Origin of the sequence: Streptomyces sp. NPDC002232 (assembly GCF_042890295.1) — a bacterium.
GTDB lineage: Bacteria > Actinomycetota > Actinomycetes > Streptomycetales > Streptomycetaceae > Streptomyces.
The window spans coordinates 537387-559302 of sequence record NZ_JBIARV010000005.1 but is presented as its reverse complement, the minus strand read 5'-3'; the positions used below and the strand labels follow the sequence as shown (position 1 = coordinate 559302).

Here is a 21916-nt window from a genome sequence, read left to right as displayed (position 1 = left end):
CCGCCCGGCACCCGCCTATCCTGGGGTCCCTGGCCATCGGCTGACGAAGGAGTCCGAAGGTGACGAACGAGACGTCGATGCTCGATGCCGTCGTCGTGGGGGCGGGACCCAACGGACTGACGGCCGCCGTCGAACTGGCCCGGCGCGGCCACTCCGTGGCCGTGTTCGAGGCCAAGTCCACGATCGGCGGCGGCGCCAGGACCGAGGAGCTCACCCTCCCCGGATTCCGCCACGACCCGTGCTCCGCCGTGCACCCGCTCGGCGCCGGGTCGCCGGTCTTCAGGACGATGCCGCTCGACCGGTACGGCCTGGAGTGGCTCCACCCCGAACTGCCCATGGCCCACCCGTGGCACGACGGCACCGCGGCCGTGCTGGCCCGCTCCGTCGCCGAGACCGCCGCCTCCTTCGGCCCCCGCGACGCCGGGACGTACCGCAGGCTCGTCGCCCCCTTCCTCGGCAAGTGGGACACGCTGGCGAGCGACTTCATGCAGCTGCCGCTCACCGCGCTGCCCCGCGACCCGGTGACCCTCGCCCGCTTCGGCCTCGCCGGACTCCCGCCGTCCACCTGGCTGATGCGCAGGTTCCGGGACGAGAAGGCCCCGGCGCTCCTGGCCGGCCTCGTCGCGCACGTCATGGCCCCGCTCGGCGGCTTCGCCACCGGCGCCGTCGGCCTGGTCTTCGCGCTCGCCGCGCACGCGGGCGGCTGGCCGCTGCCCCGGGGCGGCTCGCAGTCCATCTCGGACGCCCTCGCCGGGTACCTGAAGGACCTCGGCGGCGCCGTCCACACCGACTTCGAGGTCAAGCGGCTCGACGACCTGCCGCCCGCCCGCGCCTACGTCTTCGACACCTCGCCCACCGCCCTCGCCCGGATCGCCGGCTTCGGCGGGCACTACGACCACTACAAGTACGGCGCCAGCGCCTTCAAGATCGACTACGCGCTCGACGGGCCCGTCCCCTGGACCGCCGAGGAGGCCCGCCGGGCCGGCACCGTCCAGGTCGGCCCCACCGCCGGAGAGATCGGCACCGCCCTGCGCGAGGCCTCCTCCGGCACCGCCCCCGAGGCTCCCTTCCTCATCACCGCCCAGCCCAGCCTCGTCGACCCGTCCCGCGCCCCCGAGGGCAAGCACGTGTTCTGGGCGTACGGCCACGTGCCGAACGGCTGGCGCGGCGACCTCACCGAGGCCATCGAGCGCCAGATCGAGCGCTTCGCCCCCGGCTTCCGCGACCGCGTCCTGGCCCGCGCCACCGCCGGACCGGCCGAACTCGCCGAGCGCAACGCCAACTACGTCGGCGGCGACATCGCCTGCGGCGCCGCCCGCGGCCTCCAGCTCCTGCTCCGCCCCACCCTCTCCCTCCGCCCCTACGCCACCCCGCACCCGGCGGTCTTCCTCTGCTCCTCCGCGACCCCGCCGGGCCCCGGAGTGCACGGCATGTCCGGGCACAATGCGGCGAAGGCCGTGTGGCGGAGCCTGCGAAAATAGACTGCACCCATGGCCAAGTACTTCGACGTGCACCCCGACAACCCCCAGCCCCGCACCATCGGCGCGGTGGCCGAATCCATCCGGAACGGTGCGCTCGTCGCGTACCCGACCGATTCCTGCTACGCACTGGGCACCCGGCTCGGCAGCCGCGACGGCATCAGCCGCATCCGCTCCATCCGCGACCTCGACGACCGGCACCACTTCACGCTGATGTGCTCGAACTTCGCCCAGCTGGGCCAGCTCGTGCACATCGACAACGACGTCTTCCGCGCGGTCAAGGCGTCCACGCCCGGCGCGTACACCTTCATCCTCCCGGCGACGAAGGAGGTGCCGCGCCAGCTCCTCCACCCCAAGAAGAAGACCGTCGGCGTCCGCATCCCCGACCACGTCGTCACCCAGGCGCTCCTCGCCGAGCTCGGCGAGCCGCTGCTCTCCAGCACCCTGCTCCTGCCCGACGAGGCCGAACCGCTCACCCAGGGCTGGGAGATCAAGGAGCGGCTCGACCACCAGGTCGACGCGGTCCTCGACTCCGGCGACTGCGGTACCGAACCGACCACCGTCGTCGACTTCTCCAGCGGCGAGCCGGAGATCGTCCGCCGGGGCGCGGGCGACACCACCCGCTTCGAGTAGACGGCGGGCGGCGGGCCCTCCACCGGGCCCCGGGTCCGAGACGGCCCGGCCCCTCACCGGTCCACCGGTCCCGAAGCGGCCCTTCCCGGCCGGTCCGTGATCACCGTACGGTCGCGTGGACGCCCGTTCCCGCGCACCCACGGAGGCCCGGCCGCATGATCGTCATCGCCCACGTCAGCGACATCCACCTCGACGCCGGGCGGCGCAGTCAGGACCGCACCCGCGCCGTCCTGCGCCACCTGGAGCAGCTGCCGTACGACCTGGCGGCCGTCCTCGTCACCGGGGACGTCGCCGACCACGGGACGCCGGAGGAGTACGCGGTGGCGCGGGAGCTGCTGGCCTCCCGCCATCCGCTGCTCGTCTGCCCCGGCAACCACGACGACCGCGCCGCCTTCCGCACGGGCCTCCTCGCCGAGGAGGCGGCGGCGGGCCACGCCCCCGTCAACCAGGTGCTCCGCGGCGAGGGCTTCGTCGTCGCCCTCTGCGACTCCTCGGTGCCCGGCGAGCACCACGGCCTCCTGGAGGACGCGACCCTGGAGTGGCTCGACGGCGTCCTCGCCGGCACCCCGCACGAGGTGCCCGTCCTGGTCGGCTTCCACCACCCGCCGGTCCCGCTGCACACCCCGTACGTGGACGGGATCCGGCAGTTCGGCGAGGAGCGGCTCGCCGCGCTCGCCGACCGCCACCCCCACCTGACGGCCTTCCTCGCGGGCCACGCCCACACCGCCGCCGCCACCACCTTCGCCGGGCGTCCGCTGCTCGTCGCCCCCGGGGTCGTCTCCACGCTCCGGCTGCCCTGGGAGAGCCCGGGCCCCGACCATCCGCACGTCCACCTCGACCAGCCGCCCGCTCTCGCCTTCCACGTCCTCGGCGACGACGGCCGGCTGACCACCCACTACCGGACGGTCACCGTCTGACCGCGCGGCGCCCGGCGCGGACGTCCATGTCGTTTTCTCGCCAGCCCGCGCGCCGCCCGTCCCGGATCCTGGAACCATGCACACCGACACCGAGCGCTGCGTACGGGCCGTCCAGTCGAAGGAGTCCCGCTTCGACGGCGTGTTCTTCACCGCCGTCCGCACCACCCGGATCTACTGCCGCCCCAGCTGCCCGGCCGTCCCGCCCAAGCCCGAGAACATGGAGTTCCACCCCAGCGCCGCCTCCTGCCAGCGCGCCGGCTACCGCGCCTGCAAGCGGTGCCGGCCGGACACCAGCCCCGGATCGCCCGAGTGGAACGTCAGGGCCGACGCCGTGGCCCGCGCCGTACGGCTCATCCAGGACGGTGTCGTCGACCGCGAGGGCGTCCCCGGCCTGGCCCGGCGGCTCGGCTGGTCCACCCGGCAGATCGAACGCCAGCTCCTCGCCGAACTGGGGGCGGGACCGCTCGCCCTGGCCCGCGCCCAGCGCGCCCAGACCGCCCGGCTGCTCATCGAGACCACCCCCATGCCGTTCGGCGAGATCGCCTTCGCCGCCGGGTTCTCCTCGATCCGCACCTTCAACGACACCGTCCGCGAGGTCTTCGCCCTCACCCCCGGCGAGCTCCGCGCCCGCGCCGCCCGCCGCTCACCGGCCGGACCGGCCGCCACCCCCGGCGTCATCAGCCTCCGGCTGCCGTTCCGCACCCCGCTGGAACCCTCCAACCTCTTCGGCCACCTCGCCGCGACCGCCGTCCCCGGCGTGGAGGAGTGGCGGGACGGCGCCTACCGGCGGACCCTGAGCCTCCCGTACGGACACGGCATCGTCGCCCTCGCCCCCCGCGACGGGCACATCGCCTGCCGGCTCTCGCTGACCGATCCCCGCGACCTCACCCAGGCGATCAGCCGCTGCCGCCGCCTCCTCGACCTCGACGCCGACCCCGTCGCCGTCGACGAACGGCTCCGCTCCGATCCGCTGCTCGCCCCGATCGTCGACCAGGCGCCCGGCCGCCGGGTGCCCGGGACCGTCGACCCCGCCGAGTTCGCCGTCCGCGCCGTCCTCGGCCAGCAGGTCTCCACCGCCGCCGCCCGCACCCATGCCGCCCGCCTGGTCACCGCGCACGGCGTCCCCGTCGACGATCCCGAGGGCGGACTCACCCACCTCTTCCCGGGGCCCGAGGCGCTCGCCGCGCTCGACCCCGAGACCCTCGCCCTGCCGCGCAGCCGCCGCACCACCCTCCTCACCCTCGTCCGCGCCCTCGCCGACGGCTCACTGCCGCTCGGCCCCGCCGACGACCGCGAGGAGGCCCGCGCCCGGCTGCTCGCCCTCCCCGGCTTCGGCCCCTGGACCACCGAGATCATCGCCATGCGGGCCCTCGGCGACCCCGACGCCTTCCTCCCCGGCGACCTCGGCGTCCGCCGCGCCGCCGAGGGACTCGGCCTGCCCGGCACCCCGGCCGCGCTGACCGCCCGCGCCGCGCACTGGCGGCCCTGGCGCGCCTATGCCGTCCAGTACCTCTGGGCGACCGACGACCACCCGATCAACCTCCTTCCCGCCTGACGGACCGTAAGGACCCGCACCATGCCCGCCATCCAGCACACCGTCGTGGACAGCCCGTACGACCCCCTGACCCTCGTCGCCGTCGACGGGGTCCTCAGCCGGCTCCACATGACCGGACAGCGCCACCGCCCGCCCGAGGAGACCTTCGGCGAGCCCGACCCGCGCCCCTTCGGCGAGGTGATCCACCAGCTCGACGCCTACTTCGCGGGCGAACTCACCGAGTTCAACCTGCCGTTGAACCTCGTCGGCACCCCGTTCCAGCTGCGCGTCTGGGAACAGCTGCTGCGCATCCCGTACGGCGAGACCCGGACGTACGGCGAACTCGCCGAAGAGCTCGGCAGCCCCGGCGCCTCCCGGGCGGTGGGCCTCGCCAACGGCAAGAACCCCGTCGGCATCATCGTCCCCTGCCACCGGGTGATCGGGGCGGGCGGCTCACTCACCGGCTACGGCGGCGGCCTGGACCGCAAGCAGCGGCTCCTCGCCTTCGAATCGGGCACGGCGGCCCCGGAGTCGCTCTTCTAGACGGCGCCTGGTCGGCCCCGGAGTCGCTCTTCTAGACGGCGCCTGGTCGGCCCCGGAGACGCTCTCCTCGACGGCGCCTACCGGAGCCGTTCGAGCAGCGCCGGGAGCGCCGTGCCGATCGGCTCGCGCACCACCTCGTCGGCGACGGGATCGTACGGAGTGGGCTCGGCGTTCACGATGACCAGCCGGGCCCCGTACTCGGCCGCGACCCCCGCCAGGGAGGCCGCCGGATTCACCTGGAGGCTGCTGCCGACCACGACGAACACCTCGGTGGCCTTGGCGATCGACAGGGCCGTGCCGAGCACCACCGGATCGAGCCGCTGCCCGAACATCACCGTCGCGGCCTTCAGGATCCCGCCGCACCCCCGGCACGCCGGGTCGTCCTCGCCCGCCCGCACCCGGTCGAGCGCCTCCGCCATCGACGACCACGCGTCACAGGCCGTGCACACCACCGACCGCGCCGAGCCGTGGAGTTCGAGGACCTTCCGTGCGGACACCCCGGAAGCCTGGTGCAGCCCGTCCACGTTCTGGGTGATCACCCGCAGCGCGTGGCCGCTCGTCCGCTCGTACGCGGCGATCGCCCGGTGCGCCACGTTCGGCTCGGCGTCCAGGACGGGACCGTCGAGCCGCATCCGCCACGAGAGCCGCCGGATCTCCGGGTCGGCCATGTACGGCCCGTACGTGACGAGCCGCTCGGCCTCCGGGTCCCGCCGCCACAGGCCGTTCGGCCCCCGGTAGTCGGGGATGCCCGAGTCCGTGGAGATGCCGGCACCGGTGAAGATCGCGACCATCGTCATGGGGGAGACCCTAGGGATCGGCGAACCGCTCCCGCGAGCGGGTTTCCCGGTGCTAGGTTCCCGCCATGGCCAAGGTGAACATCGGTCTCGACGCCGAACTCGTCGTGGAAGTCATGGTCCTCGCCGGCATCGGCAACCCCCAGGACGCCGTCGAGGCCGTGGTCCGCGACTACATCGCCCGCGGCCACCGCACCGAGGCGCGGGCCGTCAGCCGCGAGGAATCCCCGCGCTCCGGCGAGATCGTCCCGCCGGAGCCCCAGCAGGGCTGACCGGCCGGGCCGGACGGTCAGAGCCCTCCCTCGGGAGGCTCCCCCTCGGAGCGGGACCGCGCCGCCCGCCGCAGCCGATGGTGACGGTCGCCGCCCTGCTCCGTCATCGCCTCCCCGACCAGCGTCCGCACCGCGTCCCGCAGCCCGTGCAGGGCGTGGTGCCGGGCCGGGCCCGCACCCGGGTCCTGCCGCAGCTCCTTCACGAGCGCGAAGCACAGCACCAGCATCACGACCACGAACGGGAGCGCCACCAGGATCGTCGCCGTCTGGAGCGAGGACAGGCCGCCCGCCACGAGCAGCACCGCCGCCACCGCGGCCATCAGCACGCCCCACGTCACCACGAGCCAGGTCGGCGGGTGGAGCGCGCCCCGGCTCGTCAGCGAACCCATCACCAGCGACGCCGAGTCCGCGCTCGTGACGAAGTACGTCATCACGAGCAGCATCGCGATCACCGAGGTGACCGTCCCGATCGGCAGCGCCTCCAGCATCGAGAACAGCGAGGCCTCCGCACCGTTCTTCAGCGCCCCCGCCAGGTCCGCCGCGCCCGTGGACTGCAACCGGATCGCGGTCCCGCCCATCACGCAGAACCACACCACCGTCGCCCCCGACGGCACGAGCAGCACCCCCACCAGGAACTCCCGGATGGTCCGGCCCCGCGAGATCCGGGCGATGAACGTGCCGACGAACGGCGCCCAGGACAGCCACCACGCCCAGTAGAAGATCGTCCACGCCCCCAGCCACTCCCGGTCGGTGAACGCGCCCGTCCGGCTCGCCATCGGCAGCAGCTGGTCCAGATAGCCGCCGACCGAGGCCGGGATCGTGTCCAGGATGTAGACGGTCGGACCGAGCAGGAACACGAACAGCATCAGACAGCCCGCGAGGACGATGTTCAGCGTGGACAGCCACTTCACGCCCTTGTGGAGGCCGGAGAAGGCCGACAGGACGAAGGCTGCCGACAGCGACACGATGATGATCAGCTGCGTGGCCGTGGTGTTCTCCACGTCCATCGTCAGGTTCAGCCCCTCGGCGACCTGGAGCGCGCCCAGGCCGAGGCTCGTCGCCGTGCCGAACACCGTCGCGAACACGGCGAGCAGGTCGATGGCCCTGCCCGGCCAGGAGGCCGCCCGGCGCGCCCCGATCAGCGGCACGAAGGCCGAGCTCAGCCGGTTCCCCCGGCCCTTGCGGAAGCCCGCGTAAGCCAGCGCGAGGCCCGCGATGCCGTAGATCGCCCACGGAGTCAGCGTCCAGTGGAAGAACGAGTACTCCAGGGCCGTCCGCGCCGCGGCGCCCGTCCCCGGCGCGACCCCGCTGGCCGGGGGAGGGAACAGGAAGTGCGTCAGCGGCTCCCCGACCCCGTAGAACATCAGGCCGATGCCCATCCCCGCGCTGAACATCATCGCGATCCACGCGAGGTTCGTGAACTCCGGCTCCGAGTCGTCCGCGCCCAGCCTGATCCGCCCGAAGCGGCTCAGCGCGATCACCAGGCACAGCACCAGGAAGGTGTCCGCGGCGACCACGAACAGCCAGGCGAAGTTCGCCAGCACCCACTTCAGGGCCGTGGACGAGGCACTGTCGAAGGAGTCCTCGCCCAGCGCCGCCCAGCCGACGACCGCGACGACCGCGGCGATCCCGATCCCGATGACCTTGCCGTCCGGCCGGCCGTCGGGCCCGCTGCCGGGTCCACTGTCGGCCGGGCCATCCGGAATGATCTTTTCCGTACTCATGTGACCCCACTATGGTGCGGAATATCGCCTTATCAGGGGGTGGCACGCCGTCTGGCGGTGCGGATAGGCTCCCCCTCGGCGCGACTGCACGTTCGAAAGCAAGGGATGCAAGGTGACGGACGGGGCAGCAACTCAGGTCGCTCACGTGCTCGTGGCGGCCGACAAGTTCAAGGGCTCGCTCACGGCCGTACAGGTCGCGGAGCGGGTCACAGCAGGACTGCGACGGGTCGTCCCCGACCTCACGGTGGAGACCCTCCCCGTGGCGGACGGCGGCGACGGCACCGTCGCGGCGGCCGTCGCGGCCGGTTTCGAGCGGCGCGAGGTCCGGGTCACGGGCCCGCTCGGCGAGCCGGTCACCGCGGCGTACGCGCTGCGCGGCACCACCGCGGTCGTCGAGATGGCGGAGGCCTCGGGCCTCCAGCTCCTCCCGCCCGGCGTGTTCGCCCCGCTGACGGCGACGACGTACGGCTCCGGTGAGCTGCTCCGCGCCGCCCTCGACGCCGGCGCGACCACGCTCGTCTTCGGCGTCGGCGGCAGCGCCACCACCGACGGCGGCTCCGGCATGCTCGCCGCGCTCGGCGCCCGCTTCCTCGACGCGTCCGGAGAGCCCGTGGGCCCCGGCGGCGCGCCCCTCGCGGACCTCGCCACGGCCGACCTCAGCGGCCTCGACCCGCGCTTCTCCTCCGTCGACCTCATCCTCGCGAGCGACGTCGACAACCCGCTGACCGGCCCCAAGGGCGCCCCCGCGGTCTACGGGCCGCAGAAGGGCGCCAGCCCGGACGACGTCCGCACCCTCGACGCGGCCCTCGCCCACTTCGCCACCGTCCTGGAGAAGGCCATCGGCCCCCGGGCCGCCGAGGCCGCCCTCGCGCCCGGCGCGGGCGGTGCCGGCGGCATCGGCTACGGCGCGCTCATCCTCGGCGCGAGCTTCCGCCCCGGCATCGAGCTGATGCTGGAGGTCCTCGGCTTCGCCCCGGCCCTGGAGCGGGCCACGCTCGTCATCACCGGCGAGGGCTCGCTCGACGAGCAGACCCTGCACGGCAAGGCGCCGGCCGGCGTGGCGGCGGCGGCGCGGGCCGCCGGCAAGGAGGTCGTCGCGGTCTGCGGCCGCCTCGCCCTGCCGGCGGAGGCCCTCGGCGCGGCGGGCATCCGCCGCGCGTACGCCCTCGCGGCGCTGGAGCCGGACCCGGCGAAGTCCATGGCGAACGCGGGGCCGCTGCTGGAGGAAGCGGCGGCGAACCTGGCGCGGGACTTCTTGTCGTAGGTCTTGGCGCGGGCTCGCGTCTGCCCGCGCCTTGAGTACCAGCCCCTGGCCGCCCTTGTGGGCCCGCCATGGCCCCGTGCGGGCCTTCGCCACGTGCCCGTGGGGGCCCGCTGCCCGCGCCGCCGTGCGGGCCGTCTCCCCCGCCCCGTGTGGGCAATCGTCCCGCTGGGGCGGGACGGGTGGGCACACGGGACGGCGCGCTCTCGCGGCGCCTCCGCGTCCTGTGCCTGGACCCGCACCACCATGTGCTGCACCTAGCGGTGCGGGTCGGGGCGCATGAGCCTCTGGCGCCGGCAAGGCGCGGCTCCGTTGTGCCCACCCGTTCCGCCCCTTGCGGAACGCCTGCCCACAACCGGGGCGGCGGGGCGCAAGCCCGCAGCGGGGACCTGCGGGGGCGCCGCCCACAGCGGGCGGGCGCGGGCTCGCAACGGCGGGGCCCGGGCCCGGAACGGGCGGGGCGCGGGGGCGGCGTCGTCACCTCGTCGAAACACCGTGGTGTGAAGCTCTCCCCATGACTGCCGCACGCATCGAGGAGAACCGCTCCCACCCCCGCCTCCCCGCCCTGCTCGCCGCCTACCACCTGGTCAACCAGGCCGGGAAGGGCGCGGTCGTGGCGACCGTCGCCGAGCTCCCGGCCGTATACCGGGTCGAGGCCGAGGACCCGGCGGGAGCCTTCGCCGCCGACACCGTCCTGCTCGCCACCCCGCCCGGCGCGGACGCCCCGGCCGGTTGCGTCGTCCTCAAGGCACCCCGCGAGGGCCACGCGCCCGAGATCAAGCGGCTCTGGGTGGAGCCCGGGGCCCGTCGCAACGGCCTCGCGAGGGCGCTGATGGCCGAGGCCCTGCGCCGCGCGGAGGCGTCCGGCGTCCCCGCCGTGCGCCTGACCGTCTGGGACGGCCGGGAGGAGCCGCTCGCGCTCTACCGGAGTCTAGGCTTCGAGACCGTCGCCTCCTGGGACGACCGCCCCGACCTGCTCTGCCTGGAGCGGCGGCTCGACGTCATCGAGCGGCTCGCGCCGGAGGCCGTCCGCGCCCACGCCCCGGCCGGACTCGCCGCGCTCCTCGTGGACGCCGTGGACGGCGGCGCCTCCGTCGGCTTCCCGGGGCCCCTGGACCCCGCCGAGGCGGCCTCCTGGTGGCTCGGGGTCGCCGAGGAGGCGGCCGGGGGCGTACGGGACGTCTGGGCGGCGCACGGGCCGGACGGGCGCCTCTCCGGGGTCGTCACCCTCGTCCGCGTGGGCGCGGCGAACGGGCGGCACCGGGGCGAGATCGCCCGGCTCCTCGTGCACCGTTCGGCCCGCGGCCGGGGTCTGGGACGCCGGCTGCTCGCCGCGGCGGAGGCCCACGCGGCCGCCACCGGGCTCCGTCTGCTCGTCCTGGACACCCAGACGGACAGCCCCGCCGAGCGCCTCTACCGGGGTGCCGGGTGGACCGCGGCCGGCACCATCCCGGACTTCGCCGCCGACCCGGGCGGCACCCTGCGCGCCACGACGCTCTACTACAAGCGGCTCTGAGCGGAGACGTGGAAGGGCCCGGGAGGCGATGTGCCTCCCGGGCCCTTCCACGTGCTTGCGTCGTGCCTGCGTACGCCGTCCGTCCGCTACGGCAGCTGCGCCGTCCGCGCCTCCCGGCTCTCACGCCGGTTGCCGCGGAAGGTGTTCACCCGGCGGGCCGTCGCGAAGAGGGGGATCACGGCGCCCAGCACGACCTGGAGCGCGCAGCCGGTCTGGAGCAGGAACGCCCCGCCCGGGGCGTCGAACGCCCAGGCCGCCAGCATGGCCATCGCGCCGACGATCCAGCTGAGCATCGCCACCGCGAGGACGCCCCTCGGCTTCGGGTACTCGACTCGGCTGACCATCAGCCACGCCACTCCGATGATCGCGAGCAGCGTCGGGATGAAGGGCAGCTCCAGAAGCACGATCGAGACGACCGTCAGCGCGCCGAACGGGCTCGGCATGCCCTGGAACATGCCGTCCTTCATCGTCACGCAGGAGAATCTCGCGAGCCTCAGCACCACGGCCAGCAGGACCACGATCGCGGCCACCGCCGAGACCTTCTGCTGCGCGTCGTCCGCGACCATGCCGTACACGAGTACGAAGTAGGCCGGGGCCAGACCGAAGCTGATCAGGTCCGACAGGTTGTCGAGCTCGGCGCCCATCGGCGAGCTGCGGAGCTTGCGCGCCACGATGCCGTCGAACAGGTCGAAGATCGCCGCGGCCAGCATCAGGATCACGGCGGTGGCGGCGCTGTTGCGCGCCATGCCGGTCTCGCTGCTGCCCGTGAGGTGCGGGATGAGGATGCCGGTGGTGGTGAAGTACACCGCCATGAAGCCGCACGTGGCGTTACCGAGCGTGAGGGCGTCCGCTATGGACAGCCTCAACGACAGCGGCATCTCCTCGGCGTCCTCGGCGGTCTCCGACTCGTCGTCGGCGGCCCACTCGGCAGCGCGTGTGTCGGGATCAATCACGGTCAATGCGAGTCACCCCCGCGGTGGTGGCCTGGCCGACCTCGACCGCGACCTCGACACCCTCGGGGAGGTAGATGTCGACGCGCGAGCCGAAGCGGATCAGACCGATACGGTCACCCTGCTCCACCTTCGTGCCCTGCGGGATGTACGGGACGATCCGCCGGGCGACGGCGCCGGCGATCTGGACCATCTCGATGTCGCCGAGCTCGGTGTCGAAGTGCCAGACAACGCGCTCGTTGTTCTCGCTCTCCTTGTTGAACGCCGGGACGAACCCGCCGGGGATGTGCTCCACGGACGTCACCGTGCCGGCCAGCGGCGCGCGGTTGACGTGGACGTTCAGCGGGCTCATGAAGATGGCGACCCGGGTGCGTCCGTCCTTCCACGGCATGATGCTCTGCACCACACCGTCGGCGGGGGAGATGACCCGGCCCGGAGCGATCTCACGCTCGGGGTCGCGGAAGAACCACAGCATGCCGGCCGCGAGCGCGGTGGTCGGCACGGCGATGGCCGCGGCGCGCCTCGACTTGCGCGCGCGCACGAGGCTGAGCGCCGCGGTGGCGACGGTCGGGAGGAGCCACGGCGATGCTCCGCGCGCGAGGCGTACGCCGGAGAGGCTGTCGCGGTGTGCAGAGGTTTGGCTGTGGGGCATGGATGACCTTCGTAGCGGATGATGCCGCACTGGCAACGGGGGACGGCGGCTTTCCGTCGATGCTATCGGTTGCGGGGCGCAACTGGGCAAGCCAGGAACCGAGTCGACGGCCGGAAGACGAACACGGGGTGTGATCTTCTTCGCGGCCGAACCGACTCAAAAGCGACAATCAACCCTGGAATCGGTACTCCTCGAGCAGCCGGCGACCAATGATCATTTTCTGGATCTCGGCGGTACCTTCACCGATGAGCAGCATCGGGGCCTCCCTGTAGAGGCGCTCGATCTCGTACTCCTTGGAGAACCCGTAGCCGCCGTGGATGCGGAAGGCATCCTCGACGACCTCCTTGCAGTACTCGGAGGCGAGGTACTTCGCCATCCCTGCTTCGAGGTCGTTTCGTTCCCCGGAGTCCTTTTTGCGTGCTGCATTCACCATCATGGCATGCGCGGCCTCGACCTTGGTAGCCATCTCGGCCAGCTTGAACTGAATCGCCTGGTGCTGGGCGATCGGCTTGCCGAAAGTGTGACGTTGCTGGGCATACGAGACACCGAGTTCGAAAGCACGCTGTGCGACGCCGCAGCCACGGGCCGCCACGTTGACGCGGCCGACCTCGACGCCGTCCATCATTTGGTAAAACCCTCGGCCGGTGGTGCCGCCGAGGACACGATTGGCCGGAATGCGCAGTCCGTCCATGATGAGTTCGGTCGTGTCGACGCCCTTGTAACCCATCTTGTCGATCTTCCCGGGGATCGTGAGGCCGGGGCGGACCTCTCCGAAGCCGGGCTCCTTCTCGACGAGGAAGGTCGTCATCGACTTGTGGGGGGCCGTGCCCTCCGGGTGTCCTTCGTCACTTCGGACGAGAACGGCCACCAGCGTCGACGTGCCGCCGTTCGTCAGCCACATCTTCTGGCCGTTGAGGACGTACTCGTCGCCGTCCCTGACCGCCTTCGACGTGATGGCGGACACGTCCGAGCCGAGGGCCGGCTCCGACATCGAGAAGGCGCCGCGCGTCTCGCCGGCCGCCATCCGCGGAAGGAAGTACTCCTTCTGCTCCTGGGTGCCGTGCTGCTTGAGCATGTACGCCACGATGAAGTGGGTGTTGATGATGCCGGAGACCGACATCCAGCCGCGCGCGATCTCCTCCACGCACAGCGCGTAGGTCAGCAGCGACTCGCCCAGGCCCCCGTACTCCTCGGGGATCATCAGGCCGAACACGCCGAGCTCCTTGAGCCCGTCGACGATCTGCTGCGGGTACTCGTCCCGGTGCTCCAGCTCCGTCGCGACCGGGATGATCTCCTTGTCGACGAAGTCCCGGACGGTGGCGAGGATCTCCTGCTGGACATCGGTCAGACCGTGGGTCTGGGCGAGTCGCGCCATGACTACTTCCCCTGTTCCTTCAGCTGGGGGCGGCCGGGCTGCTCGCCGCCGCGCTCCTTGATGTACGTCTCGGTGGGGACCATCACCTTGCGGCGGAAGACGCACACGAGGGTGCCGTCCTGCTTGTAGCCCTTGGTCTCGACGTAGACGATTCCGCGGTCGTTCTTCGACTTCGACGGGGTCTTGTCGAGGACCGTGGTCTCGCCGTAGATCGTGTCGCCGTGGAAGGTCGGTGCCACGTGCCGCAGCGACTCGATCTCCAGATTGGCGATGGCCTTGCCGGAGACGTCCGGGACGGACATGCCGAGCAGCAGCGAGTAGATGTAATTGCCGACGACGACGTTCCTGCCGAAGTCCGTCGTGTTCTCGGCGTAATTCACATCCATGTGCAGCGGATGGTGGTTCATGGTCAGCAGACAGAAAAGGTGGTCGTCGTACTCGGTGACCGTCTTTCCGGGCCAGTGCTTGTAGACGGCACCGACTTCGAACTCTTCATAGGTGCGGCCGAACTGCATCGCTCTCAGGCCTCCGGGATCTCGAACTTGCTCGTGCGCTGCATGCCGGCGGCGCGGCCCTTGCCGGAGATGACCAGGGCCATCTTGCGGGAGGCCTCGTCGATCATCTCGTCGCCGAGCATCGCGGAGCCCTTCTTCCCGCCGGCCTCGGACGTGTAGTAGTCGTACGCGTCGAGGATCAGCTCGGCGTGGTCGTAGTCCTCCTGCGAGGGCGAGAAGATCTCGTTCGCGGCGGCGACCTGGTCCGGGTGCAGCACCCACTTGCCGTCGAAGCCCAGGGCGGCGGCGCGCCGCGCGACGGCCTTGTAGCCCTCCTGGTTGCGGATCTGCAGGTAGGGGCCGTCGATCGCCTGGAGGTTGTTGGCGCGGGCCGCCATCAGGATGCTCATCAGGATGTGGTGGTACGCGTCCGCCGGGTAGCCGGGCGGCTGCTCGCCCACGACGAGGGACTTCATGTTGATGGAGGCCATGAAGTCGGCCGGGCCGAAGATGATCGTCTCGACGCGCTGGGAGGCCTGCGCGATCGCGTTGACGTTGTTCAGGCCCTGGGCGTTCTCGATCTGCGCCTCGATGCCGATCTTGCCGACCTCGAAGCCCATGGTCTTCTCGATCTGCGTGAGCAGCAGGTCGAGGGCGACGATCTGCTGGGCGTCCTGGACCTTCGGCAGCATGATGCAGTCGAGGTTCTGGCCGGCGCCCTCGACGACGGTGACGACGTCGCGGTAGGTCCAGTGGGTCGTCCAGTCGTTGACGCGGACCACGCGGGTCTTGCCGGTCCAGTCGCCCTCGTTCAGGAACTTCACGATGGTGTGCCGGGCCTCGGGCTTGGCCAGCGGGGCGCACGCGTCCTCCAGGTCCAGGAAGACCTGGTCGGCCGCGAGCCCCTGGGCCTTCTCCAGGAAGCGCGGGTTGGAGCCGGGCACCGCGAGGCAGGAGCGGCGGGGGCGGAGCCGGTTCACAGGGCTGGTCATGCGAGGACCTCCGTACTTTCAAGGGGGCTGAGCTGGTGGGCTGTGCGGATCTCGTCGACGATACGGCCGATGATCTCCGTGATGCCGAAGTCCTTCGGTGTGAAGACGGCGGCGACACCCGCGCGCTTCAGTTCTGCGGCGTCGGCGGTGGGGATGATCCCGCCGACGATGACCGGCACGTCGTGCGCGCCCGCCTCGCGGAGACGCTCCAGGACGTCCGGGACCAGCTCGGCGTGCGAGCCGGAGAGGATCGACAGGCCCACGCAGTGCACGTCCTCCGCCAGCGCGGCGCCGACGATCTGCTCGGGGGTGAGCCGGATGCCCTGGTAGACCACCTCGAAACCGGCGTCTCGCGCGCGTACGGCGATCTGCTCGGCCCCGTTGGAGTGCCCGTCCAGGCCCGGCTTGCCGACCAGCAGGCGCAGCCGGCCGACGTTCAGCTCCTCGGCGGTGCGGGCCACCTTGTCGCGGACGACGGCGAGCGGGGTGCCCGCCTCGGCCGTCACGGCGACCGGGGCGGAGGAGACGCCCGTCGGGGCGCGGAACTCGCCGAACACCTCGCGCAGGGCCCCGGCCCACTCGCCCGTGGTGACCCCGGCGCGGGCGCACTCCAGGGTGGCCTCCATGAGGTTGTCCGTGCCCTGGGCGGCCTCCTTGAGGCGCTCCAGGGCCTTGCAGGGCCTCGGGTGGTTGAAGGGCGGCTGGTAGCGGTTGTCGCGCCAGGTCTTCAGGGAGCCGGTGACCCGGGCCTCGACGGCCGGGTCGACCGTCATGATCGCGGTGTCCAGGTCGGCGGTGAGGGGGTTCTCCTCGGTCGACTGGAAGATGTTGACGCCGACGATCTTCTCGTCGCCCGCCTCGATCCGGGCGCGCCGCTCGGCGTGCGAGGAGACCAGCTGCGACTTGAGGTAGCCGGACTCGACGGCGGCCATCGCGCCGCCCATCTCCTGGATCCGGTCGATCTCGGCCAGGCACTCCTCGACGAGGGCCTCCACCTTGGCCTCGATCACGTGCGAGCCGGCGAAGATGTCCTCGTACTCCAGCAGGTCGGACTCGTGGGCGAGCACCTGCTGGATGCGGAGCGACCACTGCTGGTCCCAGGGCCGGGGGAGGCCGAGGGCCTCGTTCCAGGCCGGGAGCTGCACGGCGCGCGCGCGGGCGTCCTTGGAGAGGGTGACGGCGAGCATCTCCAGGACGATCCGCTGGACGTTGTTCTCCGGCTGGGCCTCGGTGAGACCGAGCGAGTTGACCTGGACGCCGTAGCGGAACCGGCGCTGCTTGGCGTTCTCGATGCCGTACCGCTCCAGCGTGATCTTGTCCCAGATGCGGCCGAAGGCGCGCATCTTGCACATCTCCTCGATGAACCGGACGCCCGCGTTCACGAAGAAGGAGATGCGGGCGACGACCTCGCCGAAGCGCTCCTCGGGGACCTGACCGGAGTCGCGGACCGAGTCGAGGACCGCGATCGCGGTGGCCATCGCGTACGAGATCTCCTGGACCGGCGTGGCCCCGGCCTCCTGCAGGTGGTAGCTGCAGATGTTGATCGGGTTCCACTTCGGGATGTGGTTGACCGTGTACGCGATCATGTCGGTCGTGAGGCGGAGCGAGGGGCCGGGCGGGAAGACGTGCGTCCCGCGCGACAGGTACTCCTTCACGATGTCGTTCTGGGTGGTGCCCTGGAGCCGGGTGATGTCCGCGCCCTGCTCCTCGGCGGCCACCTGGTAGAGCGCCAGAAGCCACATGGCCGTGGCGTTGATGGTCATCGAGGTGTTCATCTGCTCCAGGGGGATGTCCTGGAACAGCCGGCGCATGTCACCGAGGTGCGAGACGGGGACGCCGACCCGGCCGACCTCGCCGCGGGCGAGGATGTGGTCGGGGTCGTACCCGGTCTGCGTCGGCAGGTCGAACGCGACCGAGAGGCCGGTCTGACCCTTGGCGAGGTTGCGCCGGTACAGCTCGTTGGACGCCTCGGCGGTCGAGTGACCGGCGTACGTCCGCATGAGCCACGGCCGGTCCTTCTGGCGCTCAGTCATCTTCGGGACCTCAGATGTTCCGGAAGCGGTTGATGGCGTCGACGTGCTGGGCGCGGAGCTCGGGGTTGCTGACGCCGAGGCCCTCCTGCGGGGCGAGCGCGAGGACGCCGACCTTGCCCTGGTGCAGGTTGCGGTGGACGTCGTAGGCGGCCTGGCCGGTCTCCTCCAGGGAGTAGACCTTCGACAGGGTGGGGTGGATCTTGCCCTTGGCGATCAGGCGGTTGGCCTCCCACGCCTCGCGGTAGTTGGCGAAGTGCGAGCCGATGATCCGCTTCAGCGACATCCACAGGTAGCGGTTGTCGTACTGGTGCATGTAGCCCGAGGTGGAGGCGCAGGTGGTGATGGTGCCGCCCTTGCGGGTGACGTACACGGAGGCGCCGAAGGTCTCGCGGCCCGGGTGCTCGAAGACGATGTCGATGTCCTCGCCGCCGGTCAGCTCGCGGATCTTGGAGCCGAAGCGCTTCCACTCGCGCGGGTCCTGGGTGTTCTCGTCCTTCCAGAACCTGTAGCCCTCGGCGTTGCGGTCGATGACCGCGTCGGCGCCCATGGCCCGGCAGATGTCGGCCTTCTCGGGGGAGGAGACGACACAGATCGGGTTGGCGCCGCCGGCCAGGGCGAACTGGGTGGCGTACGAGCCGAGTCCGCCGCTCGCGCCCCAGATGAGGACGTTGTCGCCCTGCTTCATGCCGGCGCCGTTGTTGGAGACCAGCTGGCGGTAGGCGGTGGAGTTGACGAGGCCGGGGGCCGCCGCCTCCTCCCAGCTCAGGTGGCCGGGCTTCGGCATGAGCTGGTTGGACTTGACGAGCGCGATCTCGGCGAGGCCGCCGAAGTTGGTCTCGAAGCCCCAGATGCGCTGCTCGGGGTCGAGCATCGTGTCGTTGTGGCCGTCCGAGGACTCCAGCTCGACCGAGAGGCAGTGGGCGACGACCTCGTCGCCGGGCTGCCAGGCGTTGACGCCGGGGCCGGTGCGCAGGACGACGCCCGCGAGGTCGGAGCCGATGACGTGGTACGGCAGGTCGTGGCGCTTGGTCAGCTCCGAGAGCCGGCCGTAGCGCTCCAGAAAGCCGAAGGTCGAGACGGGCTCGAAGATCGAGGTCCAGACCGAGTTGTAGTTGACGGAGCTGGCCATGACGGCCACGAGCGCCTCGCCTGGGCCGAGCTCGGGGAGCGCCACGTCGTCGAGGTGGAGCGACTTGCGCGGGTCCTTGTCGCGGCTCTCGACGCCGGCGAACATCTCCGCCTCGTCCTTGTGGACGGTGACGGCCCGGTACGACTCGGGGAGCTTGATGTTCGCGAAGTCGGCGGACGTGGAGTCCGGGGACTGGATCGCGTCCAGGATTTCCTTCACGGGTTGCCTCCGGCGGTGAGCGTCCTGAGGGAGGGACGCCTGGGGGTTACGGCGGGACGTGCTGCTGTGGAGGTGTGCCGTCGGTTCGGCTGGGTGGTGCGGTGGCGGCGCTGTGTGGTGGAGCGCGAGGGTGCCTGTGACGCAGGCGTCCGGGCGCACCGGCCGTCGGTCGGTGGGGACAGCCGGCCCGCGGAGGTGTGTTCTCCGTGGGCCGGCCACCCGGACAACATCAACGTATGGCACGCCGTGTCACCTGACAAGGCACTGCGTGCCAACAATTTCACTCAGATGCAATCTGCCCCTCTCGGATGAGCGATGATCGATCGAAAACACCCGTGAGCTGCGGGAACACAAAGAGGGCCGCCCCCGGAAACCGGGGGCGGCCCTCTTCGAGGAGTGGTGCTCAGGCCTCCTTGAGCGCCTGCTGGATCGTCCGCATGACCTCGTCGAGCGGAGCGTCCGTGCGGGCCACGGCGACCACCACGTCGCCCGCGCCGGAGACCCGCGCGACGGGCGCCGCGGCGGAGGCGTCCGCCGGGGCCGCCGCCTGACCGGTCTGGCCCGCCGGCGTGGAGGCGGGCGCCGGACGGCCGCCTATGCCCGTGCCGAAGGTCTCCCGGACGATCGCGAAGGCGTGGTCGAGCTGGGCCTCCACGTCACCCTGGCCGCCCGCCCGCAGCCAGCGGCGCAGGACGTGGTTGTGGGCGGTGACGACCGCCGAGGCGGCCACCTCGGCGAGCAGCGGGTCGTCGTTGCCGTCGTGGTGGTCCCGCTCGTCGAAGTGCCCGAGGAGATAGCGGGTGAAGAGCCGCTCGTAGCGGGCCACCGAGGCGATCTCCCGCTCGCGCAGGGTCGGCACCTCACGGGTGAGCCGGTAGCGCTCCACGGAGACCGCCGGGGACGCCGCGTACATCTTCATGACTTCCTTGATGCCCCGGCACACCGTGTCGAGCGGGTGCTCGTGCGGCGGGGCCGCGTTCAGCACCGCCTCCGCCCGCACGAGGGTGTCGTCGTGGTCGGGGAAGATCGCCTCTTCCTTGGACCGGAAGTGCCGGAAGAAGGTCCGCCGCGCGACCCCGGCCGTGGCCGCGATCTCGTCGACGGTCGTCGCCTCGTACCCCTTGGTCGCGAAGAGCTCCATCGCCGCCGTGGCGAGCTCCCGGCGCATCTTGAGCCGCTGCGCGGCGGCACGCGTGCCCGCCGTGCTCTCCGGAGCGTCGGACGGGGACGTGGCACGGGGTGTCTTCGCGGCCTTGGGCATGGTCCGAACGTACTGCATCGGAGCGGGAGTGTGCCCAGGTGGGGGCGGGGAGGCCCCCGGGGCACCGGCGGTGCCCGGGGGACTCAGCAGACCGCCCCAGCCGGCGGCGCGGGGCTCAGCGTCGGGCATATTCGCGGAAGCCGCGACCCGTCTTGCGGCCCAGGCAGCCCGCCGCCACCAGATGCTCCAGGAGCGGGGCCGGGGCGAGGCCCGGGTCGCGGAACTCGCGGTGCAGCACCCGCTCGATCGCGAGCGAGACGTCCAGGCCGACCACGTCGAGCAGCTCGAACGGGCCCATCGGGTAGCCGCCGCCCAGCTTCATGGCGGCGTCGATGTCGTCCAGGGTGGCGTAGTGCTCCTCGACCATCTTGATCGCGTTGTTCAGGTACGGGAAGAGCAGCGCGTTCACGATGAAGCCGGCGCGGTCGCCGCAGTCCACCGGGTGCTTCCTGATCCGCGCGGTGACCTCGCGGACGGTCGCGTGGACGTCGTCGCCGGTCAGGACCGTACGCACGATCTCGACCAGCTTCATCGCCGGCGCCGGGTTGAAGAAGTGCATCCCGACGACGTCCTGCGGGCGGGTGGTCGCCCGGGCGCAGGCGATGACCGGCAGCGAGGAGGTCGTGGTGGCGAGCACCGCGCCCGGCTTGCAGATCTTGTCGAGCCGCGCGAACAGCTCCTGCTTGACCGTCAGGTCCTCGGCGACCGCCTCGACGGCCAGGTCGACCTCGGCGAAGGCGTCGAGCGAACCGGCCGGGGTGATCAGGGCCAGCGTCGTGTCGCGGGCCTCGGCCGTCATCCGGCCCTTGGTCACTGAGCGGGCGAGCGACGTGGCGATCCGGGCCTTGGCGGTGTCGGCCTTCTCCTGGGAGCGGGCGGCGAGCACGACCGCGTACCCGGCCTTGGCGAAGACCTCGGCGATGCCGGAGGCCATCGTGCCGGAGCCGGCGACGCCGACCGAGGAGACCGCGCGCCCGGCACCGGCGCCGGCGGAGGTCAGCGGGGTCAGGGCGTCGCGCACGAGCTCGCCGGAGCCCGGCGCCGCGTACGTGTAGAAGCCGCGGCCCGCCTTGCGTCCGGTCAGCCCGGCCTCGCTGAGCTGCTTCAGGATCGGGGCGGGCGCGTGCAGCCGGTCGTGCGAGGCCGCGTACATGGCCTCCAGGACCGTACGGGCCGTGTCGACGCCGATCAGGTCGAGCAGTGCCAGCGGGCCCATCGGCAGGCCACAGCCCAGCTTCATCGCCGCGTCGATGTCCTCGCGGGAGGCGTACTTGGCCTCGTACATGGCCGCGGCCTGGTTCAGGTAGCCGAAGAGCAGGCCGTCCGCGATGAAGCCCGCCCGGTCGCCGACCGCCACCGGCTCCTTGCCGAGGTCCTGGGCGAGGCGGGTGACGGTGTCGACGGCCCGGGGGTCGGTCAGGACGGACGAGACCACCTCGACCAGCTTCATGGCCTGGACCGGGGCGAAGAAGTGCAGGCCGAGGACCCGCTCGGGGTGCGCCGAGTCGGCGGCGAGCCGGGTCACGGACAGGGCGTTGGTGCCGGTGGCCAGGATCGCGTCGGGGCGCACGATGCCGTCGAGGGCCCGGAAGACCTCCTGCTTCGCCTCGTACGACTCCGGCACGACCTCGATCACGAGGTCGGCCTCGGCGGCCGCCTGGAGGTCGGAGTAGGTGCGGAAGCGGGCCAGGACGTCCTGCCGCTCCTCCTCGGTGATCCGCTCGCGGGCCACCGCCCGGGCGGTGGAGGCCTCCAGTGCGGCGACGGCCTGGGCCGCGGCGGTGTCGCTGATGTCGATGCCGATGACCTCGCGGCCGGCCCGGGCGAGGACGTCGGCGATGCCCGCGCCCATGGTGCCGAGACCGACGACGGCGATGGTGGAGAGAGGGGTGTCCATCAGGGGACTCCAGAGGAAGAGTGACGACTGAGGGCAGTGCGCGCGCGAAAGGCGCGGGAAAGTGCGAGGGCGATGCCCGGAAAGCAGGGCGGAGCCCTGGAGAAAGGGGCTACGGACTCTGTCCCGGAGCCACGTCGAAACTGCCGAACCGACGAACGAACACAACGGCTGCGTCACCAGGCCGTCGTGCGAAGTGCGGGTGGTGCCCGCTCACCTGAGACTAACCGGCCGGTAACGAGCGC

The 21916-nt window shown here is 71.9% G+C and carries 19 protein-coding genes; 8 read left to right on the top strand and 11 right to left on the bottom strand.

Translation table 11 applies throughout. The features are described 5' to 3' along the window. Window positions 1–77: 77 nt before the first annotated feature. The 5 genes from ACFYXU_RS25610 to ACFYXU_RS25590 all read left to right on the top strand — a co-directional run bounded on the left by ACFYXU_RS25610 (window position 78) and on the right by ACFYXU_RS25590 (window position 5105). Window positions 78–1481 carry an NAD(P)/FAD-dependent oxidoreductase gene (locus tag ACFYXU_RS25610; protein ID WP_361397956.1) on the top strand — a complete coding sequence of 468 codons (1404 nt, stop codon included), beginning with the start codon at window positions 78–80 and terminating at the stop codon, window positions 1479–1481. Window positions 1482–1490: 9 nt separating this feature from the next. Further along, window positions 1491–2111 (top strand): L-threonylcarbamoyladenylate synthase, encoded by a 621-nt coding sequence (locus ACFYXU_RS25605; protein ID WP_376512910.1) that lies wholly within the window; start codon window positions 1491–1493, stop codon window positions 2109–2111. A gap of 155 nt (window positions 2112–2266) precedes the next feature. After that, window positions 2267–3028 (top strand): metallophosphoesterase, encoded by a 762-nt coding sequence (locus ACFYXU_RS25600; RefSeq protein WP_389460123.1) that lies wholly within the window; start codon window positions 2267–2269, stop codon window positions 3026–3028. A gap of 76 nt (window positions 3029–3104) precedes the next feature. Next, a complete protein-coding gene (locus tag ACFYXU_RS25595; protein WP_389460121.1) occupies window positions 3105–4583 on the top strand; it encodes an AlkA N-terminal domain-containing protein in 1479 nt (492 codons plus the stop codon). Between the two features lie 21 nt (window positions 4584–4604). Continuing rightward, on the top strand, window positions 4605–5105 hold the full coding sequence (locus ACFYXU_RS25590; RefSeq protein ID WP_389460119.1) for a methylated-DNA--[protein]-cysteine S-methyltransferase: 501 nt from the start codon (window positions 4605–4607) through the stop codon (window positions 5103–5105). A gap of 77 nt (window positions 5106–5182) precedes the next feature. Here the strand turns inward: ACFYXU_RS25590 and ACFYXU_RS25585 are convergent, their stop codons facing one another. After that, the gene (locus ACFYXU_RS25585; RefSeq protein ID WP_389460117.1) at window positions 5183–5902 is read right to left on the bottom strand and encodes an NAD-dependent deacetylase; all 720 of its coding nucleotides are present in this window, start codon (window positions 5900–5902) and stop codon (window positions 5183–5185) included. Window positions 5903–5967: 65 nt separating this feature from the next. Here ACFYXU_RS25585 and ACFYXU_RS25580 point away from each other — a divergent pair, with 65 nt between their 5' ends. After that, entirely contained in the window at window positions 5968–6171 is a 204-nt protein-coding gene (locus tag ACFYXU_RS25580; RefSeq protein ID WP_376512919.1) for a DUF2191 domain-containing protein, read from the top strand. A gap of 17 nt (window positions 6172–6188) precedes the next feature. Here ACFYXU_RS25580 and ACFYXU_RS25575 read toward each other — a convergent pair whose 3' ends face one another. Beyond that, the gene (locus tag ACFYXU_RS25575; protein WP_389406364.1) at window positions 6189–7895 is read right to left on the bottom strand and encodes a BCCT family transporter; all 1707 of its coding nucleotides are present in this window, start codon (window positions 7893–7895) and stop codon (window positions 6189–6191) included. 112 nt (window positions 7896–8007) lie between these two features. Between ACFYXU_RS25575 and ACFYXU_RS25570 the strand changes: the two genes are divergently transcribed. Together ACFYXU_RS25570 and ACFYXU_RS25565 are read left to right on the top strand one after the other, a co-directional pair. After that, a complete protein-coding gene (locus ACFYXU_RS25570) occupies window positions 8008–9159 on the top strand; it encodes a glycerate kinase (protein ID WP_389406363.1) in 1152 nt (383 codons plus the stop codon). A gap of 511 nt (window positions 9160–9670) precedes the next feature. Beyond that, window positions 9671–10672, top strand: a complete 1002-nt coding sequence (locus ACFYXU_RS25565; RefSeq protein WP_389406362.1) for a GNAT family N-acetyltransferase — start codon at window positions 9671–9673, stop codon at window positions 10670–10672. A gap of 86 nt (window positions 10673–10758) precedes the next feature. Here the strand turns inward: ACFYXU_RS25565 and pssA are convergent, their stop codons facing one another. From pssA to ACFYXU_RS25520, 9 genes are all read right to left on the bottom strand, one after another. Continuing rightward, window positions 10759–11625 (bottom strand): CDP-diacylglycerol--serine O-phosphatidyltransferase, encoded by an 867-nt coding sequence (gene pssA, locus ACFYXU_RS25560; RefSeq protein WP_361397959.1) that lies wholly within the window; start codon window positions 11623–11625, stop codon window positions 10759–10761. Beyond that, window positions 11618–12274, bottom strand: a complete 657-nt coding sequence (locus ACFYXU_RS25555; protein WP_329853932.1) for a phosphatidylserine decarboxylase — start codon at window positions 12272–12274, stop codon at window positions 11618–11620. Before ACFYXU_RS25555 ends, pssA begins: the two co-directional genes overlap by 8 nt. Window positions 12275–12443: 169 nt before the next feature. Continuing rightward, complete coding sequence (locus tag ACFYXU_RS25550; RefSeq protein ID WP_376509375.1) at window positions 12444–13649, bottom strand: acyl-CoA dehydrogenase family protein; 1206 nt, start codon at window positions 13647–13649, stop codon at window positions 12444–12446. Between the two features lie 2 nt (window positions 13650–13651). Next, window positions 13652–14164 (bottom strand): MaoC family dehydratase, encoded by a 513-nt coding sequence (locus ACFYXU_RS25545; RefSeq protein WP_329853930.1) that lies wholly within the window; start codon window positions 14162–14164, stop codon window positions 13652–13654. 5 nt (window positions 14165–14169) lie between these two features. After that, the gene (locus tag ACFYXU_RS25540; protein ID WP_073907415.1) at window positions 14170–15135 is read right to left on the bottom strand and encodes a CoA ester lyase; all 966 of its coding nucleotides are present in this window, start codon (window positions 15133–15135) and stop codon (window positions 14170–14172) included. Next, window positions 15132–17168, bottom strand: coding sequence for a protein meaA (locus ACFYXU_RS25535; RefSeq protein WP_389406361.1), 2037 nt, complete (start codon window positions 17166–17168; stop codon window positions 15132–15134). The genes ACFYXU_RS25540 and ACFYXU_RS25535 overlap by 4 nt, the downstream gene beginning before the upstream one ends. Before the next feature lie 10 nt (window positions 17169–17178). After that, the gene (gene ccrA / locus ACFYXU_RS25530) at window positions 17179–18516 is read right to left on the bottom strand and encodes a crotonyl-CoA carboxylase/reductase (protein ID WP_376509377.1); all 1338 of its coding nucleotides are present in this window, start codon (window positions 18514–18516) and stop codon (window positions 17179–17181) included. 403 nt (window positions 18517–18919) lie between these two features. Continuing rightward, window positions 18920–19777 carry a TetR family transcriptional regulator gene (locus ACFYXU_RS25525; protein WP_389406360.1) on the bottom strand — a complete coding sequence of 286 codons (858 nt, stop codon included), beginning with the start codon at window positions 19775–19777 and terminating at the stop codon, window positions 18920–18922. 115 nt (window positions 19778–19892) lie between these two features. Beyond that, window positions 19893–21674, bottom strand: a complete 1782-nt coding sequence (locus ACFYXU_RS25520) for a 3-hydroxyacyl-CoA dehydrogenase family protein (RefSeq protein WP_389460115.1) — start codon at window positions 21672–21674, stop codon at window positions 19893–19895. Between the last annotated feature and the right edge of the window lie 242 nt (window positions 21675–21916).